The sequence below is a fragment of the Marinilactibacillus piezotolerans genome (assembly GCF_900169305.1).
In the GTDB taxonomy this organism is placed as follows: Bacteria; Bacillota; Bacilli; order Lactobacillales; family Carnobacteriaceae_A; genus Marinilactibacillus; species Marinilactibacillus piezotolerans_A.
Window position 1 is genome coordinate 416,526 of record NZ_FWDP01000004.1, and the last position, 18,912, is coordinate 435,437.

Consider the following 18,912-nt stretch of genomic DNA (forward strand, 5'->3'; position numbering starts at 1 on the left):
ATTATTCTCCTATTTGGTTTAAAATTTCCTGATAATATCGTACTCCATTGAGTAGGATAGATTCATCAAAGTTGAATGTTGAAGTATGCAGACCGCTAGTATAACCTTTTTCTTCATTGCGGATCCCTAAAAATGCAAAGTGAGTAGGGACAACTTGAGCATAAAAGGAGAAATCCTCTCCATAAAGATAAGGTTTCGTTTTCCAGATAATATCTAATCCGGCAGCTGTTGCGCTATTTTCTACTAGAGGCAGCAGAGATTCTGGATTGATAACCGGAGGATATCCTTCAGCGACAGTTAAGGTAGAAGTTGTTCCATAAATCTGATCGCTGCTGGTTAGAATCGTTTCGATTTTTTGTAGGATCGTTTTTAAATCTGCTGGGTCATAGGTACGAATGGTTCCTTCAAGATAACCATTGCTGGCTACTGTATTGATTGCTTCGCCGGCTGACATTTTACCGATATGCAATACATTCTGATTTAATCCAGATAAAGCATACTGCTGGATTTGAGCAATCTGGTTTACAGTATGAGAAAGTGCCCCCAACGCATTTGCACCGGTTTCTTTTTCAGCGACATGTGCCGAACGGCCTTTTATTGCAATCCGGTATTCTGTTGCGCTGGCCATCAAAGGACCTTCTTTAGTCAAAATCGCCCCTTCTTTAGTATCAGGACCTAAATGAAGTGCAAAAATGGCTTCCAAATCATAATCCTCAAAAGGAAAAGCTTTGATTAATGCATTGGCTCCGGCATTGGATTCCTCTGAAGGTTGGAAAATCAGCAGGACATTATGTTTTAACTGCTGCTGATCTTGCTGGTTTTTACACCACTCTGCGAAGGTCAACAGCATTGAAGTATGTCCGTCATGACCACAGGCATGCATGGCACCTGAGTGACCCGAAAGAAAGGGGACATCTGTTTCTTCGTCGACCGGCAAAGCATCAATATCAGCTCTGAACCCAATCGTTTTGCTGGAATTTCCTTCTAGATAAACGACCGTAGCTGTCTCTAAAGGGGATAGGTAAGAGAGTCCCAGTTTAGTCAGTTCAGAGCGTATATATTCTGTTGTTTTGAATTCTTGAAAGGATAACTCCGGAATCTGATGCAGTGCTCTTCTATGAGCCGTTAAGACTTCTGTGTAGTGAGACATATAAAAACTCCTTTTAGTAAATAAGGATAAGAACAAAGCGAAACTCTAAAAGAATTCCGCTTTGTTTTATCCTGTTCTATAGCTAATTAATCACTTGGTTAATCAAGGTTTCTTAATGCAGAGACGATATCAACTTTTCCAGCCGCAACATCACTGGTCTTTTTAATGACACGCGCAGGGACACCGGCTACCACTGTCCCAGCAGGAACATCTTCAGTAACGATAGCTCCAGCTGCGACGACTGCACCTTTTCCAACCTTAACCCCTTCTAGAACGACTGCATTGGCTCCAATCAAAACATCATCTTCTACGATGACAGGTTTTGCACTAGCTGGTTCAATGACTCCAGAAAGGACAGCACCGGCACCCACATGGACGTTTTTCCCAGTCGTCGCACGGCCTCCTAAAATAGCGCCCATATCGATCATCGTACCTTCACCGACAACTGCGCCGATATTGATGACTGCGCCCATCATAATGACCGCGTTATCACCGATGACGGCATGCTCGCGAATAAAGGAACCGGGCTCGATTCGGGCATTGATTTCTGTTGCATCTAAAAGGGGAATGGCAGAGTTTCTGCGGTCCTGCTCTAAGACATGGTCAATCAAATCTTCTTTATGGTCTAAAAAGAAAGCTTTCCATTCTTTTAGATCTGTAAATATCGTATAACTGTTTTGACCGCCGAAGACTTTAAAGGAATTGGGAAATTCAGATTGCTTTAAAGTTGTATTGACATAGATTTTCACTGGGGTCGTTTTAGTTGAATCACTAATATATTGGATAATGTCTTCTGCTGAGAATTCTTTCATTATTTACGCTCCTAAGTTGTGATAAGTATAGTATCCATTTGGCTTGCTGATTAAAGTATCGGCGACTGTCAAAGCGCCGCTTGCAAAAATGTCTTTTGACTGTGCTGAATGTTTAATTGACATGACTTCATCATGCCCGGCATAAATCACTTCATGTTCGCCGACAATGGTCCCGCCGCGAATAGAAGAGATTCCAATTTCTTTAGGGTCTCGTTTTTCAGATTGCTCATGACGGTCATAGACCGGTTTGGCATCCAGATGGCCGCTCTCGACAATTGCATCATATAATTTCACTAAAGTACCGCTTGGAGCATCCACTTTCTGATTATGATGCTTTTCAATCATCTCAATGTCAAATTGCTTAAGCATCGGCGTCGCATGCTTGATGATTTCTGTTAGTATGTGTACGCCGTAGCTCATATTAGCACTAAAGAAAACGGGCTGTGTTTCAGCTTTTTGCTGCATCAATTGCTCTAATGTTTCTTTTTCCCCGGTCGTTGCGATGACTAAAGGAGCCATTATAGAAGATTGTAACAGCTGTTTTGTCAACACAGGATGTGAGAAGTCAATGACAACATCTGCATCAGGCAATTCTGCACTAAAGTCATTAAATACTGGATAATCCGCTTTAATGCTTTCTTCTGGTGTGATCACTCCCGCAATGGTATGTCCTTGTTGTTCCGCTAATGCTGCAACCCTTTGGTTCATAGCGCCGTAACCGACTAATAATAATTTCATCTAAACACCTGCTTCCGTTAAGTGGCGGTAGGTTTCGATAATGTTCGCTTGATCGATTTCTTCTAATGTGACAAGCGGCAGTCTGACTTCATATTCCCCAAAGCCTAAAAAAGCAGTCAATACTTTTATGGGAATAGGATTCACGTCAATATTCATCGCTTCCAGCAAGGGCTGAATTTCTTGATACAGCAAGTTTGCGCGGCCGATATCTTTCTGTACGGATTCAAACATCTCTTGGTATTCATTAGGAAGGACATTTGCTGCTACTGAAATCAGACCTTTTCCACCTTGAGCAAAGAAAGGGAGAGCTAAGTCATCATTTCCCCCGTAAAAAGCAAAAGAATCATTGACCACAGCTTGTAGTCTGCTGAGATGAGTCAAATCGCCCGTTGCATCTTTTAACCCGATAATATTCGGATGATCAGCTAATACTCTTAATGTTTCAGCTTCAATCTTCATACCGGTCCGCGCTGGCACATCATACAGGATGATAGGAATATTTACGGCATCCGCAATAGCAGTAAAATGAGCCAGTAAACCGCGCTGACTTGTTTTATTGTAGTAGGGAGTAATGACCAGCAGGCCGTCCACTCCTAAAGCTTCTGCTTCTTTTGAAGCTTCGATACTCGTTTTAGTATTGTTTGAGCCAGTTCCTGCAATCACAGGAATCTGTCCATCAGAAACCTCAAGCGATACTTTGATGAGTTCAGCTTTTTCTTCTTTTGTCAGAGTAGAGCCTTCGCCGGTAGTGCCGTTTACAATAAAACTTTGAATTTGGTTTTCCTTCAAGTAACTTAAATGTTTACGGAAATTGTCGTAATCGACTTCTCCATCCGCAAAAGGAGTGGTAACCGCAGCTCCAATACCTGTAAATAATGGTTCCATCGTTATTTCTCCTTCCTGTTTATCAATAATTCTAAAATCTGTACAGCATTCAAGGCAGCGCCTTTCAATATATTATCGCTGACTGTCCATAGGTGATACGTATTTGGCAAGCTGTCATCTTTACGTATTCTCCCAACAAAGATGCCTTCTTTTCCAAAAGCGTTGACTGGCATCGGATAAAGATTCTGTTTAGGATCATCTTCTAAAATAACATGCGGATTCTGTTCAAATAGGTCCTGTATTTCTTGAACACTGGTTTCTTTGTCCAGCGTAACATTTATAGCAACTGCATGCGCGCTGGAAACCGGAACTCTGACACAAGTGGCGGTAACGGGCAAGTCAGGTAAATTCAATATTTTCCTTGTTTCCTGAATCATTTTAACTTCTTCTTTGGTATATCCATCTTCCTGGAAGACATCTATATGCGGTAAGACATTATTGTAAATTGGATGCGGGTAATTGACCGGTTCTTCACCGCGTTCGCCGCGTTTCAAATCTTCGATCCCTTTTTGACCAGAACCGGAAACTGACTGATAAGTCGTATACGCCACACGTTTCAACCCAAATGCTTCTGATAAGATGTTAAGCGGTCCAACAGATTGGATGGTCGAGCAGTTCGGGTTTGCAATAATGCCGCGTGACAGGGAAGGGGGATTAACTTCCGGTACGACAAGTGAAATCTCCGGATCCATTCTCCAGGCACTGGAATTATCAATGACAACTGCACCATGTTGTTCAAACAGTGGAGAGAAGTGATGACTGGTGCCGCCGCCAGCTGACATGAGTACATAATCAAAAGGTCCCGCCGTTTTTTCTTCAGTCAATTCTTCGACAATAAAAGGGTCATCTCTAAAAAGAACTTCTTTTCCAGCCGAACGTGCTGAAGAGAAAAGTGTCAGCTGTTTAATGGGAATTTGTTTTTCCGCCAGCAGTTTTAACATTGTGTTGCCGACTAAGCCGGTTGCGCCGACTACTGCTATATTATACATAAAATATTCCTTTCTGATTTGAAAAGATCTTGGATTATAGATTGAATTTCTGACAAAGCAGTTTAGTGGCTTTTTCGCCGTTTGCTTCATCAATGACACAAGATACACTGATTTCAGAGGTAGTGACTTGATAATAAGAAATATCTGCTTCAATCAGAGTACGGAAAATTTGAGAAGCTACCCCTGACATGTCTCTCATACCAGCACCGATCACAGAAATTTTCGCATATTCTTCAACGATCGTAACACTCAGATCAGGATAGGTTTCTTTTAACTGATCAAACATGCGAATCAATTGTCTTTCATCAGAATCTTTGGCAGTAAAGGAGAGCTGCATGCCCGTTTCGTTTCTGATTTGAGAGATCATATCGATATTGATTTCTTCTTGCTCCAGACATTTAAAGATATCATTTAACAGGTTGCCGCCGTAAGAAGGATCTGTCAGAGTAACATGCGCCATATTTTTATCCAGCGCAACACCCGTTACTGCTTTGTGTTCAAGCATTTGTTCATTTGGCACGATCCATGTTCCTTTCTCAGTCGATAGTGTTTTTCCTAGATATAAGCTGATTCCATTATTGTTAGCGAGTTCGACACTGCGTGTTTCCAGTACGCCGGCTCCTAAAGCAGACATTTCCATCATTTCTTCATAAGAAATCTGTTCCCAGCGTTTTGCTTCAGGGAAGATGCGAGGATCAGTACTGTAGACTCCAGCAACATCCGTGTAGATCTCGCAAGTACAGTCCAGCGCAGCCGCCAGTGCTACGGCGGTTGTATCCGAACCGCCTCTTCCAAGCGTCGTCAGCTCGCCTTCTTTATTGAATCCCTGAAATCCAGCAACAATAATGACTTGTTGATGCTCAAATAGAGTGTCGAATAGATCGGTTTTGATAGAAGAGATTTTGCTTTTTAAATGATGGCCGATCGTTTCTATGCCAGCTTGATAACCAGTCAGCGGTTTGGTCTTAACGCCTATATCATTAAGCGTTAGTGATAAATAAGAAATCGTCTGCTGTTCACCCGTATTCAAAAGCATTGCCAAATCCTGATCATTAGGGTTCGAGGTGATGTGCTGAACGTTGGCTAATAATTCATCTGTTGTTTTACCCATAGCGGATACGACAACTACGAGCTGCTCATTTTGCTGGGTACGATCTTTTAGATAGAGAGCGATATCTTTGATTTTTGTAAAGTCCGCTACACTTGAGCCGCCGAATTTCAATACACTTCTTTTCATAATAGTCCTTTCCCAATGTACTGAGATCGTTAATGGGTTATGCCTCTTGGAGAATAAAAAGAGGACAAGCCGAAGTACCGACTTGTCCTAATCATTCTCTATATACAAGCGGAAGCACTCCGTTAAGCAGATGACCTATTCAATTGTTAGGTAGTCTGCTTATATAAACGGCAGTCTGTATATTGTTCATATACAGCCCAATAGATTACATGCTGCAACACATAATCTATTTCGGCAAATTTCCCTTTCCTTGATCGCAACTTACAGGTTATAAGCGATAAGTACTGATGATTTTTGCGCCTCATCCAGTCATTAAATTTTAGTTTTGTTATTTGCTAATAACCATATCAAAAATTCTTATAAATGTAAACCGTTATTCATGAAAAAGCTTTTAATCAGCATAATTATACACATACATAGCTGTTTAACTCTAAAGACGTGGTACTAGAAAATTCAATAATATCTGAATAAAAAAGTCATGTTGCAGCTAAAAGGGGCTTTAACTGATCAGAAAGTCAAATAATATCGATTTCAATCAATTCTTGTTACAATATAAGAAACTATTTTAACGGAAGGGAAGTTCTGCATGAAAAAGACGATTCAATTTCCTAATGGAGAATCTGTACTGAATTTAGGACAGGGAACATGGAAATTAGGAGAAGATCCATCAAAGCATGATCAAGAAGTGGATGCATTGCGAACGGGAATTGACAAAGGACTGACATTGATCGATACAGCTGAGATGTACGGCAGCGGCAAGTCAGAACAGTTGGTTGGGGATGCAATCAAGCCTTATTCCAGAGAGGATTTGTTTTTAGTGTCTAAGGTTTATCCGCATAACGCCGGTGAAAAAAACATTTTCCAATCAGCAGAGCAGACATTGCAGCGAATGGGCGTGGATGAATTGGATTTATACTTACTTCATTGGCCGGGAAGTGTACCTCTTCAAGAAACCGTTGACTGCTTCGAAGAACTGAAACGACAAGGAAAAATCAAGAATTGGGGCGTTTCCAATTTCGATCTGGAAGATATGCAGGAGTTGCTGTCTTTAAGAAATGGAGAAAATTGTCAGACGAATCAGGTGCTTTATCATTTAGCTTCACGAGGGATTGAAGTCGTGCTGAGAGATTATTTAAGAGAAAACAATATTCCGATGATGGCTTACTGTCCGATCATCGGTCAGGAGCCAGATTTAAAAGATAAGGTCTATAATAGTCCTACTATCAAAAATATTGCAAAAGACCATGGTATTTCAGTCATTCAGCTATTATTGGCATTTGTGATGCAGCAGGAACAGACAATCGCAATTCCGAAAGCCAGCAGCTCAGACCATGTGAGCCAGAATGTGGATGTACTGGATATCTCACTTTCAAAAGAAGAGATGTCTTTACTAGACGAAGCTTTTCCGGCACCAAACGAACGAATACCTCTACGAGTACAGTAGAAAGAGAAAACGTTTTATAATTAAGTTAATTTTTTTAGACCAGTTATGCTTGTTTTCGATAAAATGAGATAACTGGTCTGCTTTTTATAGAATAAACATGAATAAAAGAGAAACAGAAGAAAAAAACAGAAGATTCGGAGGGGAACCCATGAACGATAAAATGAAGTACGACTACGCGACGATGCCAAAATCAGATGCAGAAACAACCGGTATGCAAATAGTCAAAGGAAGAAGAGAACAGGTGAGAGCTTATATTAATAAAGAGGATTTAATCTATCAGAGAAAGGGCGGGCAAAACTTAAAAATCAGAATGGTTTATCCGAATGGGTTGACTTTAAATGAAAAAAATCCACTCATCATTCATGTTCAAGGATCGGGCTGGTTCAAACAAGATCTGAATGATCACATATTGGACTTAAAAGATGTCATCACAGCGGGATACATACTGGCAATCGTTGAATACTTGCCGATTCCGGATTTCACTTTTCCTAGTCAGATAGAAGATGCGAAGACAGCAGCGAGATATCTCTATAAGCATGCTGATCAGCTGGGTATTGATACAAAAAATATTTTCTTGATGGGAGACTCAAGCGGAGGACATACATCACTGATGTGCTGGGCAACATGGGGAACAGATCAACTGGATGCAGAGAACAAAGAAGATCCATTACCTGATATTCAGGCATTCATCGATCTGTATGGTATCGTAGACTTGTTGACGATTGCAGAAGCAGCGTCAATAGTTGACCATAAGCAACCTACAAGTCCTGATAGTTTGATATTAGGAGGCGTATTGCCTCATCAGAACCCGGAAAAAGCAAAACAAGCAGCAGTTCCAACTTATCTGGATAATGGGGCAGAGAAGAAGCCGTTATTGATAATGCATGGGAATAAAGATACATTAGTCCCGTTTGAGCAGAGTGTTCAATTAAATGAGGAATGTAAGAAGCGGGGACTGGATGCAGTGTTTTATTGTATTGACGATGCGGATCATGGTGGATCATTATTTTACTGCGAAGAGGTCTTAATGATTCTGATCGACTTTTTGAATAAACACAGAAATTCTTGAGATTAATGAAAGAAGTGATTAAAAGAAGAATGGCCGTCATTTACACAAACTTGACAGAATTAAATTTTACAGCGCTTAAGCTGTAATTAATTTAGATGATGTAGTACAAATTACAACTTAAATACCACGATGTCGTATCAGCAGACTGGAGCGGCTCGTGGTTTTTTAATAAAGTGTAACAAAGTCAATGATTACTTTGAAGAAGAAAGCAGACTGGTTCGAATATAGATTATGGCTGAAATAAAGTGGACAAGATGATTCAAGTTAAAAAAAGCAGCAAGTGATGAGTTTGTTCAGATAAATTGTTGAATTAGGATAAACGATTAACTCACTAAACATTAGAAATAACCGAACTTACTTAGGGGAAGTTTTGGCTAAATAAATATGTATTTAATCAGCTTCACAAAACTAAGAGTGAGAGTTAATTTAAATGCGAGATCAAAATAAATTTATAGAAAATAAAAGTCAAATCACTAAAAAGGATTAATTCCAGGTGTCAGTAGAAATTAAATATAAGTTCAATTAAAATTCAATTGAATCTGAATTCAGTCTGATCGGAGAGAGCATTAATTTCATATAATCTACTTTGTATAATATATATTATGTAAACTAATTTAAACATAAAGAGTTGCTTAGTCCAAATACACGCTACATGAATAAATACCCTATTTTTTCACTTTTTTTTTATTTTTTAAAACACTCGCTAACACGAGTTCTACTAGATTTTAAAATGAAATATCGGATCTTGGAGACTTAAAAATTGTCTTGGGTTTATTTCTAAAATATTATTTGTCAAATCTCTACTTAGCTTATTTTATCTTGTGAAGCTGCTCGTTCAATATCTGATTATCGTCTAATATGCTAAACAGCATGGCTATTTAAGCAAAAATTCATTCGGCTTTTATAATGTACAAAATGTTGATGAATAATAAAATGTTTTTATATTTGAAGATTTTTTAATAGTGAATGTTTATGATTTATAACATAAATGATTTTTGTTGCGAAAACAAATGTTCATATAGAACCATAATGTTTGAGTTACTATATAAGCAGTTAATTATGCTTGTTACTATAAGCTGCAAAGATCATCATGGCTTTTTCAAGAAAATAATGAAAATTGTATTGAGAATTCAGTTAAATGAATTAGTTGTGCAACTTTACAGCACAAACGATCCTTAATTTAAATTAATATAGGAGTTAATCTATCTAACTAAAAGTATTATAGTTAACAATGTTAGTTATATGAAAGCGCTGTGAGTTTCAAATTTTTGCTCTCAGCTGAATAATTCAACTAATGTCATTTCCAATTAATTATCCTCTTTTTGCAAAGTAAGCCTCTCTTCCCCCTCTCCTCTACTTTTTAATAACAGGGGCGATGTTAATATTGAGAACAGCTTCTGCTTTATATACTATATTCTTTTAAAATAAAATGCTGCAAATGCCATAAAGAGACATTTGCAGCACTTGACTTCTTCTATTTTTAAAAGTCTTCAGCTTTTGTTTCGGGTTGTAAGTCATAAGCTTTTTGGACCATTTCATGACGTTGACCCAATGATTCATTAGATTTCTTATTCCAAAGATATTCTTGCTGCTCTTTTACTTGAGCAATCATTTTTTCTGGAATGACATTTCGATACTGATCGGTTTCGCCCAATATGACTTTGATACCTTGCTCTACCAATTCTTCTGGATCATATTGTTCGAATGGAAAAGCAATTTTTTCATAATCAAATACACGTTTAGCAGGATCGTCTTGCCAGCTTTTCCATGCTTCAAATTCACGGTCATTAAAGCCTGTCAAATAAGGACCAGGATTAATCGTGGCTACTTCTACATTAAACTCTTGCAGTTCTTGTGATAAAGTGCTAGCTACGGCTTCTGTAGCAAATTTAGAAGCAGAATATGGACCAGAAAATGAATTAACCATCATTCCTGATACTGAAGAAACAAATACGATTCTTCCTTTATTTCTTTCCACCATTTTGCGAGCAAATCCTTGTGTTAATAAAACTGGACCAATAAGATTCACTTCAAATTGATTGCGTAAGTTGTCCTCAGGGATATCTACCAGCGAACCACCCTCTTTTATCGCTGCATTATTAACTAGAATGTCAACGTCCCAATTCCAGGCTTTCTGTCTGTCTTTAGGATCTGTTACGTCCACTTTTTCAATTTTCATAGACAGTCCTTGTTCTTTTGCTTCTTTCTCTAACGCAGACACTTGAGAAGATACTTCAGTCGTAGCAATGACGTCTTTTCCCCTCTTCGCCAACTCAAGTGCAAACATCTTCCCAAACCCAGTTCCAGCTCCTGTTATCAAAATTCTATCAGAACTCATCCAAATCACTCCTAAAATAATCTGACTTTCTATTATCATTTTAAGGTAAATGATACGGATTTGAAACTATTTAGCTTGATGCATTCCTTAACCAATTGTCCTGTTTGTTTAATCAGAACTTACCAGAGTCATTTTTTACGTGGAATGATTTTGACTAGAAACCTACTTAAAGTAACTCCTTATTTTAATAAAAATGAATGAAATAAAAATCCCCCATACGATCGATATATGAATGAGTGCATCACTTGTCGTTTGATGAGATAAAAAAATAAATAAAGCGATGGTTGCACTATATAAAAATCGACTATAAAAGATTCTTTTCTTGTCGGCTTTTTTACCGTGGTCATCCTTTACTTCGCTCTTTGCTTCAAATGATTGACTAAAGCTGAAAAAAATGGTAAATAAAACTGCTGATGCTGCCGCAGCCAAATGGAAAGGCGTCAGCTGATCAATGCTCATAAAGGAATCATAATCAAAAAAAGTTAATTGAATAATGAATAAAACAAACGTGATTATTTCACTTATTAGAACCGCTGCTTTCTTTATCCGCAATACGAATAAACTCGTAAGCGCTAAACCAAGAACAATTAAATATAAACTGTTTTCATTGAAAAAGGAGAGAAAGACCGTTAATGCAAAAACGCCTAATATATCGACTAGAGTCAGCTTTTTTCCAGTAATACCGTTGACCGCTCTCAAAAGCGTCAGGATCCATGCCAACATCAGGAAATGGATTGACTCCGTAAAAAAAAGGTGGAACAAAGATAATGCAGCAGCCAAAAATGCCGAAGAATCATGTGCAGGATCGATCTCTCTAGTTATTGCCCATGATAAGAATACGCTTCCGCCTGTGCTTAGACCAAAGAAAACATCTTCTGTATACAACCAGCCTAGAGCAAATGCCGTAAGCGTAAATAAGACAATGGCCATGTTTGTTTTATCATCCAAGCGGATCTTCCTGCTTAATGTAAAAATACGATCATCCCTTTATTTATCATAAGTTTTACGGACTTGTCGATAAGCACTTAAAAATGGAATAATCAATGCGGCAGCAACTATTCCGAAAATATTAAAAATCAAGCCGCAGCCAATCGTGATGACAAAGGGTACCCAAAATGGCAATTCCATATCTTTTCCTATGAAGTACGGCTCAACGAGTTGTTTGAAGGCCTCTACTCCAATATAAAGTAAGAGCAGCCACCAACCTTGACTGGCCGTTCCTGCTATCCATTCCCATATTACCCAAGGAACAAATGCAATGCCGGCCCCGATAACTGGCACGATGTCTAATATACTGATGCCTAAAGCGATTAATAAAGACCAGGCGCCATAGCCGATGAACCAAAGTCCCAGTGTCAATAAAATATATGTCAGACCAATGATTTTAATTTGTACTTTTGAATAAAGCCAGATATTGTGAATGCCTAGATTCACTACTTCTGACCAGAATGCTTTATCTAAATTCATATTTTCAACCTTCTCATCCATTTAGTTTGTTTTCCTGCCCATACTATACCAGAATCATACCAGAAATTTGAAATCTAATGAAAGAACGACTCTGTTTAAGCAGTGCCTGTTCTTTTGAGTCTGTCTACATCTATAAGTTGGAAAGAACAATTACTTTTATATTAATCACAAAAAAAGTTAATTAGTTAATCAAAATGATTTTCGCTTGATTTCGAACAAACGTTTGCTATAATGGTGTTGTAAGAAGTTATGACGGTGGCTTCTAATTAGGAGGTGGAGCTATGAACTTAAATAGTCCATTTTTCAGAGAGAATAAGCCTTTTGAGTGTCGTTGATGCGCTGCAATTGATGATGGTTTTCGGGATGTTCATTATTGCCTTGATTTCCTTGATCATCAGCATCAATAAAAAAGATAAATGATAACACAACAAAACCGTCCTAACTTTGGCGAGTTCAAGGACGGTTTGATCGTTCATATCTATATTGTCACCGTCAGTACTACTCAGTACAAACGGCTTACAAAAAGAGTCTTGTTCACGCAAGGCTCTTTTTCACTTCAAGTATATCATAATATATAACACAGTCAATCTTTAAGAAGTCCCCTTTTTAAGTATCTTTTATTCGAGAGCTGCTTCGATCGCTTGAGAAAATGAATTCTGGTCTGCTTCTTTCGAAAATGCTTCATACCAATCCATGTCTGTTCTAAGTTCTTTATTAAAGTTGTACAATACGGTATCAAGCACTCCCAGATTTCTATTATAGAGTGCAACCTCTAGTCGTGTGATCTCTCCTTCTTCTATCCCCTTTCTCAGTATCTCTCCCGCATTGCTCAACGCGTCAGAAGCTTCAGGATAATTTGACTGTAATTGATTTAAGATATTGAAATAGAGTCTTTCTAAAAGTTGTCTTCCTTCTTCTGTCTCTGCAGCTTCCATTAAGTCTATATTCCTCATAAACTCAATACTATCATCGGAATTTTGAGCAGTCGCTTTCCATCGCTCGCCTAATGTTTCTTTTGCGTCAACTGATTCTCTGTAAAAAAAGAAAGACCTCACTAGAAACAGTGTAGCTAAACTCACAAAAACACCTATAACCTTTTTAGATTTCATCGCTTCCCTCCTATTAATATTTGCAATCATAACTACTTTTATCTTTCCTTTTCAACGTCTTTTCCTTTTATCTTTCTGCCCTGTTTCTGATTTCAGCTGCAAGAGACTCTGAGTAAGTTACTTGTTCAGTTTGCAGGATTACCCGATAAGCTTCTGCGTCTTCCCCTTGCTGCAGCAAGTCTCGATATTGTGTGACTGCTTTTACCCATTGTTCAACGAAGGTTACATTCCCATAAGGGTTCTTTTTTGTAAGAGATAATGCTTTGTTGGCCATTTCAACGGCTTCTTCTGCATCGCTTAAAATCAGCAGCTTAGAAAGCTGCAAGTAACTGTTTGCTTCATCAGGCGTTAGAGAGACCATCTTTTGTCTAGCTGTCAGTGCATCTTCCCACTTCTGTTCTTCTTCAAGCATAAGTGCATACTGATGCCAGGCTAAGCTTTCTTTAGGATGGTTTTCTAATAGCTTTCTGTAAAGTTCATCAGCCTCTGCATAATCGCCTTCTTGATTCCAAGTATTGAATGCTTGGTCCAATGTGTTTTTCAAATCTTCTTCTGATTGCGAAATGGCTTGTTTTAGCTGGTTGACTTCTAAACCGGTTATCTTGCTGAATGATTCATTGAAATTCCCGGTTGCTTTCTGATCAATCAGTATTTCTGAGAGAATTTTAGGACCGTCTTTAGAAGCGGAAAGATAGTCGATAGCTTCGTAAGCGAGATGGTAGACATCTGAGTTCTCTGCTGCGGCTAACCACTCTTGCTGAGTACGGAGATCCGAATAACTTGTAGTCGTATTGCTTTCCTCAGGATATTGAACTGTGTCTGTAATTTGTGACCGAACGTATTCAGAAATGCCTTCTTCAAACCATGGTGGAATTTCTGATTCGTCAATATTTTCTTTTTGAGCAAATAAATCAAAAAGATAATGATTATACTCATGGGCAAATATGCCAAGGACAAATGAATCTTCAGCTGTTTGAGTATCATGATAGACGACGGCTTTTTTGCTGAAAGTATTATAATAACCGACATTTGTCTCATTAAAAGTAGAATTTAACTGTATGTAATCTTCAGAACTGCCGAGAACGACGACTTCCAGCGGTTCAGTCTTATCTATCTCGTATCCATAAATTTCCTTTTCCAAATTGGCGAGAGACTCTAGCGTATCGATCATTTTTTGCACTTGCGGTTTTGTATCTGGATGATATCGGAACGTGATATGTCTGTACTCTTCTTCAGGATAGTCTTTTGTAAACTCTAGAGCCATCTCTTCTGCAGCGACGCTTGGTTGGTGAACAAATGCCATTTTTTCTGTAACCGTTAATCTACCGTATTCTTCTTCCAAGACTGCATTTACTGCCCATATAAACAATAAACAGATACCGGCAGCAACAGAATAGGTAAGCACTAAAGATAAGTTGAACCGAGTTTTTATTCTTAAAAAATTTGAACTGCCTTTTATCAACCCTATTACTGCGGCTGTGAAGATAACAAATAAACAAGCAACTCCAAACTGCATGATCCATGTTCCTAGTTGGCTGTCTGCAAATAAATAAATGATTCCTATAACAATGACCGTTAAAATAATTCCCACAATCGTTCCTATTATATTACGTATTTTCTGCATGCGAATCCCCCTGATTTCCTTATATTCTTGCTTGATGAACACATTTTTGCAGTTTACTTTTCCCCCTCAAGTTAAATAAACGCAATAGAACCTACTTTGTTATCATTATCTCTTAATGGTTGTAGTTTTTCTATGATTATCTACAATCTTTTTTTTAATCTCTTGCTGCCCTTTCAATAAAATGACTAGAACAAAATAAGAAAGCCTCGAAATTGAACACACAGTTTAGTGTCCAAAATCCGAGGTCAGTCTCGTTTATAAAGGTTTGTCATATTATAAATATTACATTTAATAATCTAATCAAATTCTAATATAGTCAGTTATATGTTATAATGTAATTGAATTTAAGACATTACTATACTCAATAACTTGCAGAGTTCTTTCTGTTCCATCAGAAATTTCTACAAATCGGACCTTTTGGATATCCCACATTTTCAAGTCTTTCAAGGTCAGACCATGTTTTCTCAATACAGTTTCTAAGGGACAATCTATCTCATCATCGGCATTCATGAAAATATCAGTATCTTCAATCATTAATGTAATGTTGATTTGATTTCCTTCTAAGATATATTTATAGATGTTTGATTTATTCTCTTCTAATGTTAATTGTGTCATTTTTTTCATATGTCCCACCCCATATAATAAACACGCGTATTGTTGCTGCCCCATCTGCTACTAAATATACATTACCAACTTAATATTATGTTAACAAACATATTCGATTTTTTTGAAAAATGTTATTATTTTAACCAGAAAGATAGGGGGTTCAAACATGAGTGATACTTTTTATAATTTAGGGAAAATCTTAAGAACCATTCGTGAAAATAAAGGATATACACAGCAGGAAGTGGCTGATCATGAAATGTCCCGATCCAACTATACAAAATTGGAGAAAAATGAAATCAATCCTAATGTAGTTAAGTATCTGGCCATTTTAGATCATATGGATATTCAGCATGATGAGCTGTCATTTATTTTAAATGGGATACAAACTGGATGACAAAAGCACGGTCTTATACCTTTTTAAAGGTATGGAGCTCTTTCCTAATCTATCGTACGTGAACAACGTTATTGAAGCTGCTGAAAAGGTACTAAAGAAACGAGAGGATCATCTGACACGTGACATCTTATATATTTGTAAAGCTTATGTTTGTCTGCTGGAAGACTATGATCTGTCAAAAGCCCGGATGTATGCCGAGAATATTTGGAATCGGCTAAAAAAACTAGACAAGTTTTATCTTTCTGAATTGCATCTTTTGAATGGAATTTTATTTTACTTTGAACTTGATACATCAATTGCTATGACCAATAAAGCATTAAAAGAGTTAGAGAAGTACTATTGTTTTAAAGAAGCGGATGAACTGCAGATGTCTTTTCTATCTAACCTTTCTTGTATACTCATTGCCCACAAAGAATATGAGTCTGCCTTGAACTATGTTGATCAATTAATCAGTCATACTAGATCTGAATATAAAGTTCTAACGTTAGGAGCCGCGTTGGTTCGTAAAGGAATCTGCCTGGAAGCACTGGATGATAAAACGGCCAGTCAATCCAACTATGAGCTCGCAATCAAATTGTTTCGGATTATGGAACGAGATGATCTGGTCAAGTTGACTTTAGAAAGCCCTAAACTAGTCTACAATCTCTATGGGCATGTTGAAGTACAAGAGACGAGTGCTTAAATTTAATTTGTATAAAAAAGGATCAGCCATCTGGCTGATCCTTTTTAAAACTCAAATACTACCTATAGATGAAATCGATTCTGAAAATCTCTGTCTACTCTGATGTACTGTTTATCGGCCAGGCTTGTTCCATAAACTTTCAGTCCGGGAGCATACTTTTCCTGTCTTACAGTGATTCTTCTTGACTCTCCCGGTATATAGTCTAATCCAATGCAGGCAATCGATTCTTCAAAAGTCAGTACCGCAATTTCACTTTGGGGCAAGTTCGAATGAACGCCTCCGATCAGAGCTGTTAGGTGTTGGACTCCTTTTTGATGAAAGGATCTCAATTGCTCAATCTCAGCTTTTGTAAATGAGAAATCCCAGCGTTTGACCTTTTTCCCATTATGATCTGGGGTGGACCTATATTTCATCAGAACCATGATTTCTTCTTTTGTATTCTGCGAGGACAGCTTATAAAACAAACCATCTTCTGTAGCGTTGATCAATACTGGTATGGTACCCGACTTAGTCAATTTGGATAAAAAAGCCCCATAGTAAAAATCTTCTTTGTTTACATTTCCCAACTTCTTCACTCTCTTTAACAAATTTTCTTTTAGTATCCAGCGGTTATAAGGCTCTGCAGCATCAAGTATAAAAGGAAGGTTACAGATACACTTAATAAGGTACCAATGACAAAATATTCAGAAAAAGACGCTTCTTCTACAATCCGTTTATACCTGGCAAATGCTTTGATAGATAAAATAGCAACGATCGGAAGCAGCTGTCCAGCGCTGAATGATAATAGGATCAATATTCTTTCCAAAGTCCCGATCATTGCGCCAGCACCTTTAAAGCCTGCTCTTTGTTGATCTTCTTTGGGACTAAGCCGACTTATGTTGTCTGATTCTAACTTAGGGTTGTATGCAGAACTGATTTTCCTGATCAGAAGATTTGCCGGTTTCATCAGTAGCAGCAGTGTTAGTGCATAACTAATGAATGTATGGTAATAACTAGTATCCCAGGTAAAAAAGAATTCTGCTTCTGAATGAGTCATACTGCCTGTAACTAGACGCTGGATCACATACAGGGTTGCTGTTGAAACTACCAAGCTGCTGAAGAACAGTAGAGCCGTTTTTTTAAACTCAAATTGTTTTTTAGTTTGGTAAAGGTACATAGTGATTAGTATGAATCCTATTCCTATAATGATCCAATGAATTGATTGCCTTACACCAGTCAGACCTTCAGAAATTAAAAGTATCCAGACAAGCTGCAGGATCTGACTAATAGAAAGAACGACTAGAGACCGGTTTTTTTGTACCAGCTTAGTGAGGACTTCTTCCGAACTGCTGGTATACCGAACCAATCGCTGAATAAGCGGCATGATGAAAACTTTATGTATAGTATTGACCATAACGACCGACATAATAATTGCTGCTGTCAGCACAAAATCTACTTCTGGCATAGCGAAGAGGATCAAAAGAAAGAGTAATAGGCTGATCCAGCTATATCTTCTGATATGGTGATTGAGCTCATCGCCGGTGGGGGTAGTCCCGTAGATTTTAGAAGGATCTTTTATCATGTAGAAATCCCCGAGAATATGGATAATCAATGATTCAATAATCATACGCGCTCCTCCATTGCTCGATTTGTTCTGCCAGCTGTTTTCTGGACTGGCTGTACTGCTTGATGTGAGTAGACTTAATACGCTTGCTGATAGTTTGTTCGCTGAACGACTTGTGGTAAGATTGATTCATCTGTTGTTTCAAACGCTGATTGTTAATCTCTTCATAACCGAATACATTTAGAGCCGTATAAGCTGTTTCTTGCTGTGTGGTTGTCCAGTCATTTCTGATCGTGTTCTGCAGCTTGATGATGCTATTCCAAAAGGGACCAACTTCAGTATTGGTTTCAACTCTTTCGGTCGTTTCCCCATAGTCGTTTTCTGAATGGACACGTTCGATCGCAGCTCGTGCATTCCAGTAAGCTGGTCCATCTGTCCCGATACTGATTGTTTTATCTTTGATTGGTGTCAGAATATCTCCTATTCCTATTCCCCATCTCAAGCTGGCTTCTTCATTCAACTGTTTTTTTGTCTCCAGTTTCAGCTTAGTATCAATCAAATCGATCACTAAAAAGGCTGTATAGCAGTCGCCTATAATACCTTGGAATTCGTCTCCCAGAGTAACAGTTAAATTAGATTCTATTTGATTAGAGAATTGAGTATTGATTTCTTCTAATATATGATCCAGCACTTCTTGCAATCGCGCGCGATTATCCATTTTCTTAGAGGCAATAATATCTGCAATTACTGCAATCTTCATTTGTTCTCCCATAAGTTACACCTCCAAAATGTCTTTAAATACAGTATAAACCAAATAAGGTTGAT

The 18,912-nt window shown here is 38.0% G+C and carries 20 protein-coding genes and 1 riboswitch; of the genes, 5 read left to right on the forward strand and 15 right to left on the reverse strand.

Annotated elements, in window-relative coordinates; all coding sequences use genetic code 11:
* Position 1 precedes the first annotated feature (1 nt).
* The 6 genes from B6F02_RS05975 to B6F02_RS06000 form a co-directional block, all read right to left on the reverse strand.
* Positions 2–1,150, reverse strand: a complete 1,149-nt coding sequence (locus B6F02_RS05975; protein ID WP_080146452.1) for a M20 metallopeptidase family protein — start codon at positions 1,148–1,150, stop codon at positions 2–4.
* Between the two features lie 98 nt (positions 1,151–1,248).
* Positions 1,249–1,962 (reverse strand): 2,3,4,5-tetrahydropyridine-2,6-dicarboxylate N-acetyltransferase, encoded by a 714-nt coding sequence (gene dapD, locus B6F02_RS05980; RefSeq protein ID WP_218672168.1) that lies wholly within the window; start codon positions 1,960–1,962, stop codon positions 1,249–1,251.
* Between the two features lie 3 nt (positions 1,963–1,965).
* Complete coding sequence (gene dapB, locus B6F02_RS05985; RefSeq protein ID WP_080146454.1) at positions 1,966–2,700, reverse strand: 4-hydroxy-tetrahydrodipicolinate reductase; 735 nt, start codon at positions 2,698–2,700, stop codon at positions 1,966–1,968.
* A complete protein-coding gene (dapA, locus tag B6F02_RS05990) occupies positions 2,701–3,585 on the reverse strand; it encodes a 4-hydroxy-tetrahydrodipicolinate synthase (RefSeq protein ID WP_080146455.1) in 885 nt (294 codons plus the stop codon).
* A gap of 2 nt (positions 3,586–3,587) precedes the next feature.
* Positions 3,588–4,574: an aspartate-semialdehyde dehydrogenase gene (locus tag B6F02_RS05995; RefSeq protein WP_080146456.1), complete on the reverse strand. Its 987-nt coding sequence runs from the start codon at positions 4,572–4,574 to the stop codon at positions 3,588–3,590.
* A 34-nt stretch (positions 4,575–4,608) separates the two neighbouring features.
* Positions 4,609–5,811 carry an aspartate kinase gene (locus B6F02_RS06000; RefSeq protein WP_080146457.1) on the reverse strand — a complete coding sequence of 401 codons (1,203 nt, stop codon included), beginning with the start codon at positions 5,809–5,811 and terminating at the stop codon, positions 4,609–4,611.
* A 104-nt stretch (positions 5,812–5,915) separates the two neighbouring features.
* A riboswitch (Lysine riboswitch) is annotated at positions 5,916–6,124 on the reverse strand.
* 273 nt (positions 6,125–6,397) lie between these two features.
* On the opposite strand from B6F02_RS06000, the gene B6F02_RS06005 reads away from it, so the two are divergent.
* Complete coding sequence (locus B6F02_RS06005) at positions 6,398–7,255, forward strand: aldo/keto reductase (RefSeq protein WP_080146458.1); 858 nt, start codon at positions 6,398–6,400, stop codon at positions 7,253–7,255.
* A gap of 148 nt (positions 7,256–7,403) precedes the next feature.
* Positions 7,404–8,324, forward strand: coding sequence for an alpha/beta hydrolase (locus B6F02_RS06010; protein ID WP_179128531.1), 921 nt, complete (start codon positions 7,404–7,406; stop codon positions 8,322–8,324).
* Positions 8,325–9,804: 1,480 nt separating this feature from the next.
* Here the strand turns inward: B6F02_RS06010 and B6F02_RS06015 are convergent.
* From B6F02_RS06015 to B6F02_RS06025, 3 genes are all read right to left on the reverse strand, one after another.
* Complete coding sequence (locus B6F02_RS06015; RefSeq protein ID WP_080146460.1) at positions 9,805–10,662, reverse strand: SDR family oxidoreductase; 858 nt, start codon at positions 10,660–10,662, stop codon at positions 9,805–9,807.
* A gap of 162 nt (positions 10,663–10,824) precedes the next feature.
* The gene (locus B6F02_RS06020; protein ID WP_080146461.1) at positions 10,825–11,610 is read right to left on the reverse strand and encodes a hypothetical protein; all 786 of its coding nucleotides are present in this window, start codon (positions 11,608–11,610) and stop codon (positions 10,825–10,827) included.
* A 39-nt stretch (positions 11,611–11,649) separates the two neighbouring features.
* The gene (locus tag B6F02_RS06025; protein ID WP_179128532.1) at positions 11,650–12,129 is read right to left on the reverse strand and encodes an AI-2E family transporter; all 480 of its coding nucleotides are present in this window, start codon (positions 12,127–12,129) and stop codon (positions 11,650–11,652) included.
* Positions 12,130–12,492: 363 nt separating this feature from the next.
* Between B6F02_RS06025 and B6F02_RS11175 the strand changes: the two genes are divergently transcribed.
* Positions 12,493–12,549, forward strand: a complete 57-nt coding sequence (locus B6F02_RS11175) for a hypothetical protein (RefSeq protein ID WP_372924836.1) — start codon at positions 12,493–12,495, stop codon at positions 12,547–12,549.
* Positions 12,550–12,746: 197 nt separating this feature from the next.
* Here the strand turns inward: B6F02_RS11175 and B6F02_RS06035 are convergent, their stop codons facing one another.
* The 3 genes from B6F02_RS06035 to B6F02_RS06045 all read right to left on the reverse strand — a co-directional run bounded on the left by B6F02_RS06035 (position 12,747) and on the right by B6F02_RS06045 (position 15,486).
* Positions 12,747–13,238 (reverse strand): hypothetical protein, encoded by a 492-nt coding sequence (locus tag B6F02_RS06035; RefSeq protein ID WP_080146464.1) that lies wholly within the window; start codon positions 13,236–13,238, stop codon positions 12,747–12,749.
* 67 nt (positions 13,239–13,305) lie between these two features.
* Positions 13,306–14,862 carry a collagenase gene (locus tag B6F02_RS06040; protein WP_080146465.1) on the reverse strand — a complete coding sequence of 519 codons (1,557 nt, stop codon included), beginning with the start codon at positions 14,860–14,862 and terminating at the stop codon, positions 13,306–13,308.
* A gap of 327 nt (positions 14,863–15,189) precedes the next feature.
* Positions 15,190–15,486 carry a hypothetical protein gene (locus B6F02_RS06045; protein ID WP_080146466.1) on the reverse strand — a complete coding sequence of 99 codons (297 nt, stop codon included), beginning with the start codon at positions 15,484–15,486 and terminating at the stop codon, positions 15,190–15,192.
* 148 nt (positions 15,487–15,634) lie between these two features.
* Between B6F02_RS06045 and B6F02_RS06050 the strand changes: the two genes are divergently transcribed.
* On the forward strand, positions 15,635–15,862 hold the full coding sequence (locus tag B6F02_RS06050; protein WP_080146467.1) for a helix-turn-helix domain-containing protein: 228 nt from the start codon (positions 15,635–15,637) through the stop codon (positions 15,860–15,862).
* Entirely contained in the window at positions 15,843–16,544 is a 702-nt protein-coding gene (locus B6F02_RS06055) for an Rgg family transcriptional regulator (protein WP_143745226.1), read from the forward strand. The genes B6F02_RS06050 and B6F02_RS06055 overlap by 20 nt, the downstream gene beginning before the upstream one ends.
* Positions 16,545–16,606: 62 nt before the next feature.
* Here the strand turns inward: B6F02_RS06055 and B6F02_RS06060 are convergent, their stop codons facing one another.
* The 3 genes from B6F02_RS06060 to B6F02_RS06070 are packed head-to-tail and all read right to left on the reverse strand — an operon-like array spanning position 16,607 to position 18,859.
* Positions 16,607–17,110, reverse strand: a complete 504-nt coding sequence (locus B6F02_RS06060) for a hypothetical protein (protein WP_080146469.1) — start codon at positions 17,108–17,110, stop codon at positions 16,607–16,609.
* Positions 17,111–17,139: 29 nt separating this feature from the next.
* The gene (locus B6F02_RS06065; protein ID WP_080146470.1) at positions 17,140–18,150 is read right to left on the reverse strand and encodes a hypothetical protein; all 1,011 of its coding nucleotides are present in this window, start codon (positions 18,148–18,150) and stop codon (positions 17,140–17,142) included.
* Complete coding sequence (locus tag B6F02_RS06070) at positions 18,140–18,859, reverse strand: SatD family protein (protein ID WP_080146471.1); 720 nt, start codon at positions 18,857–18,859, stop codon at positions 18,140–18,142. Before B6F02_RS06070 ends, B6F02_RS06065 begins: the two co-directional genes overlap by 11 nt.
* Positions 18,860–18,912 lie beyond the last annotated feature (53 nt).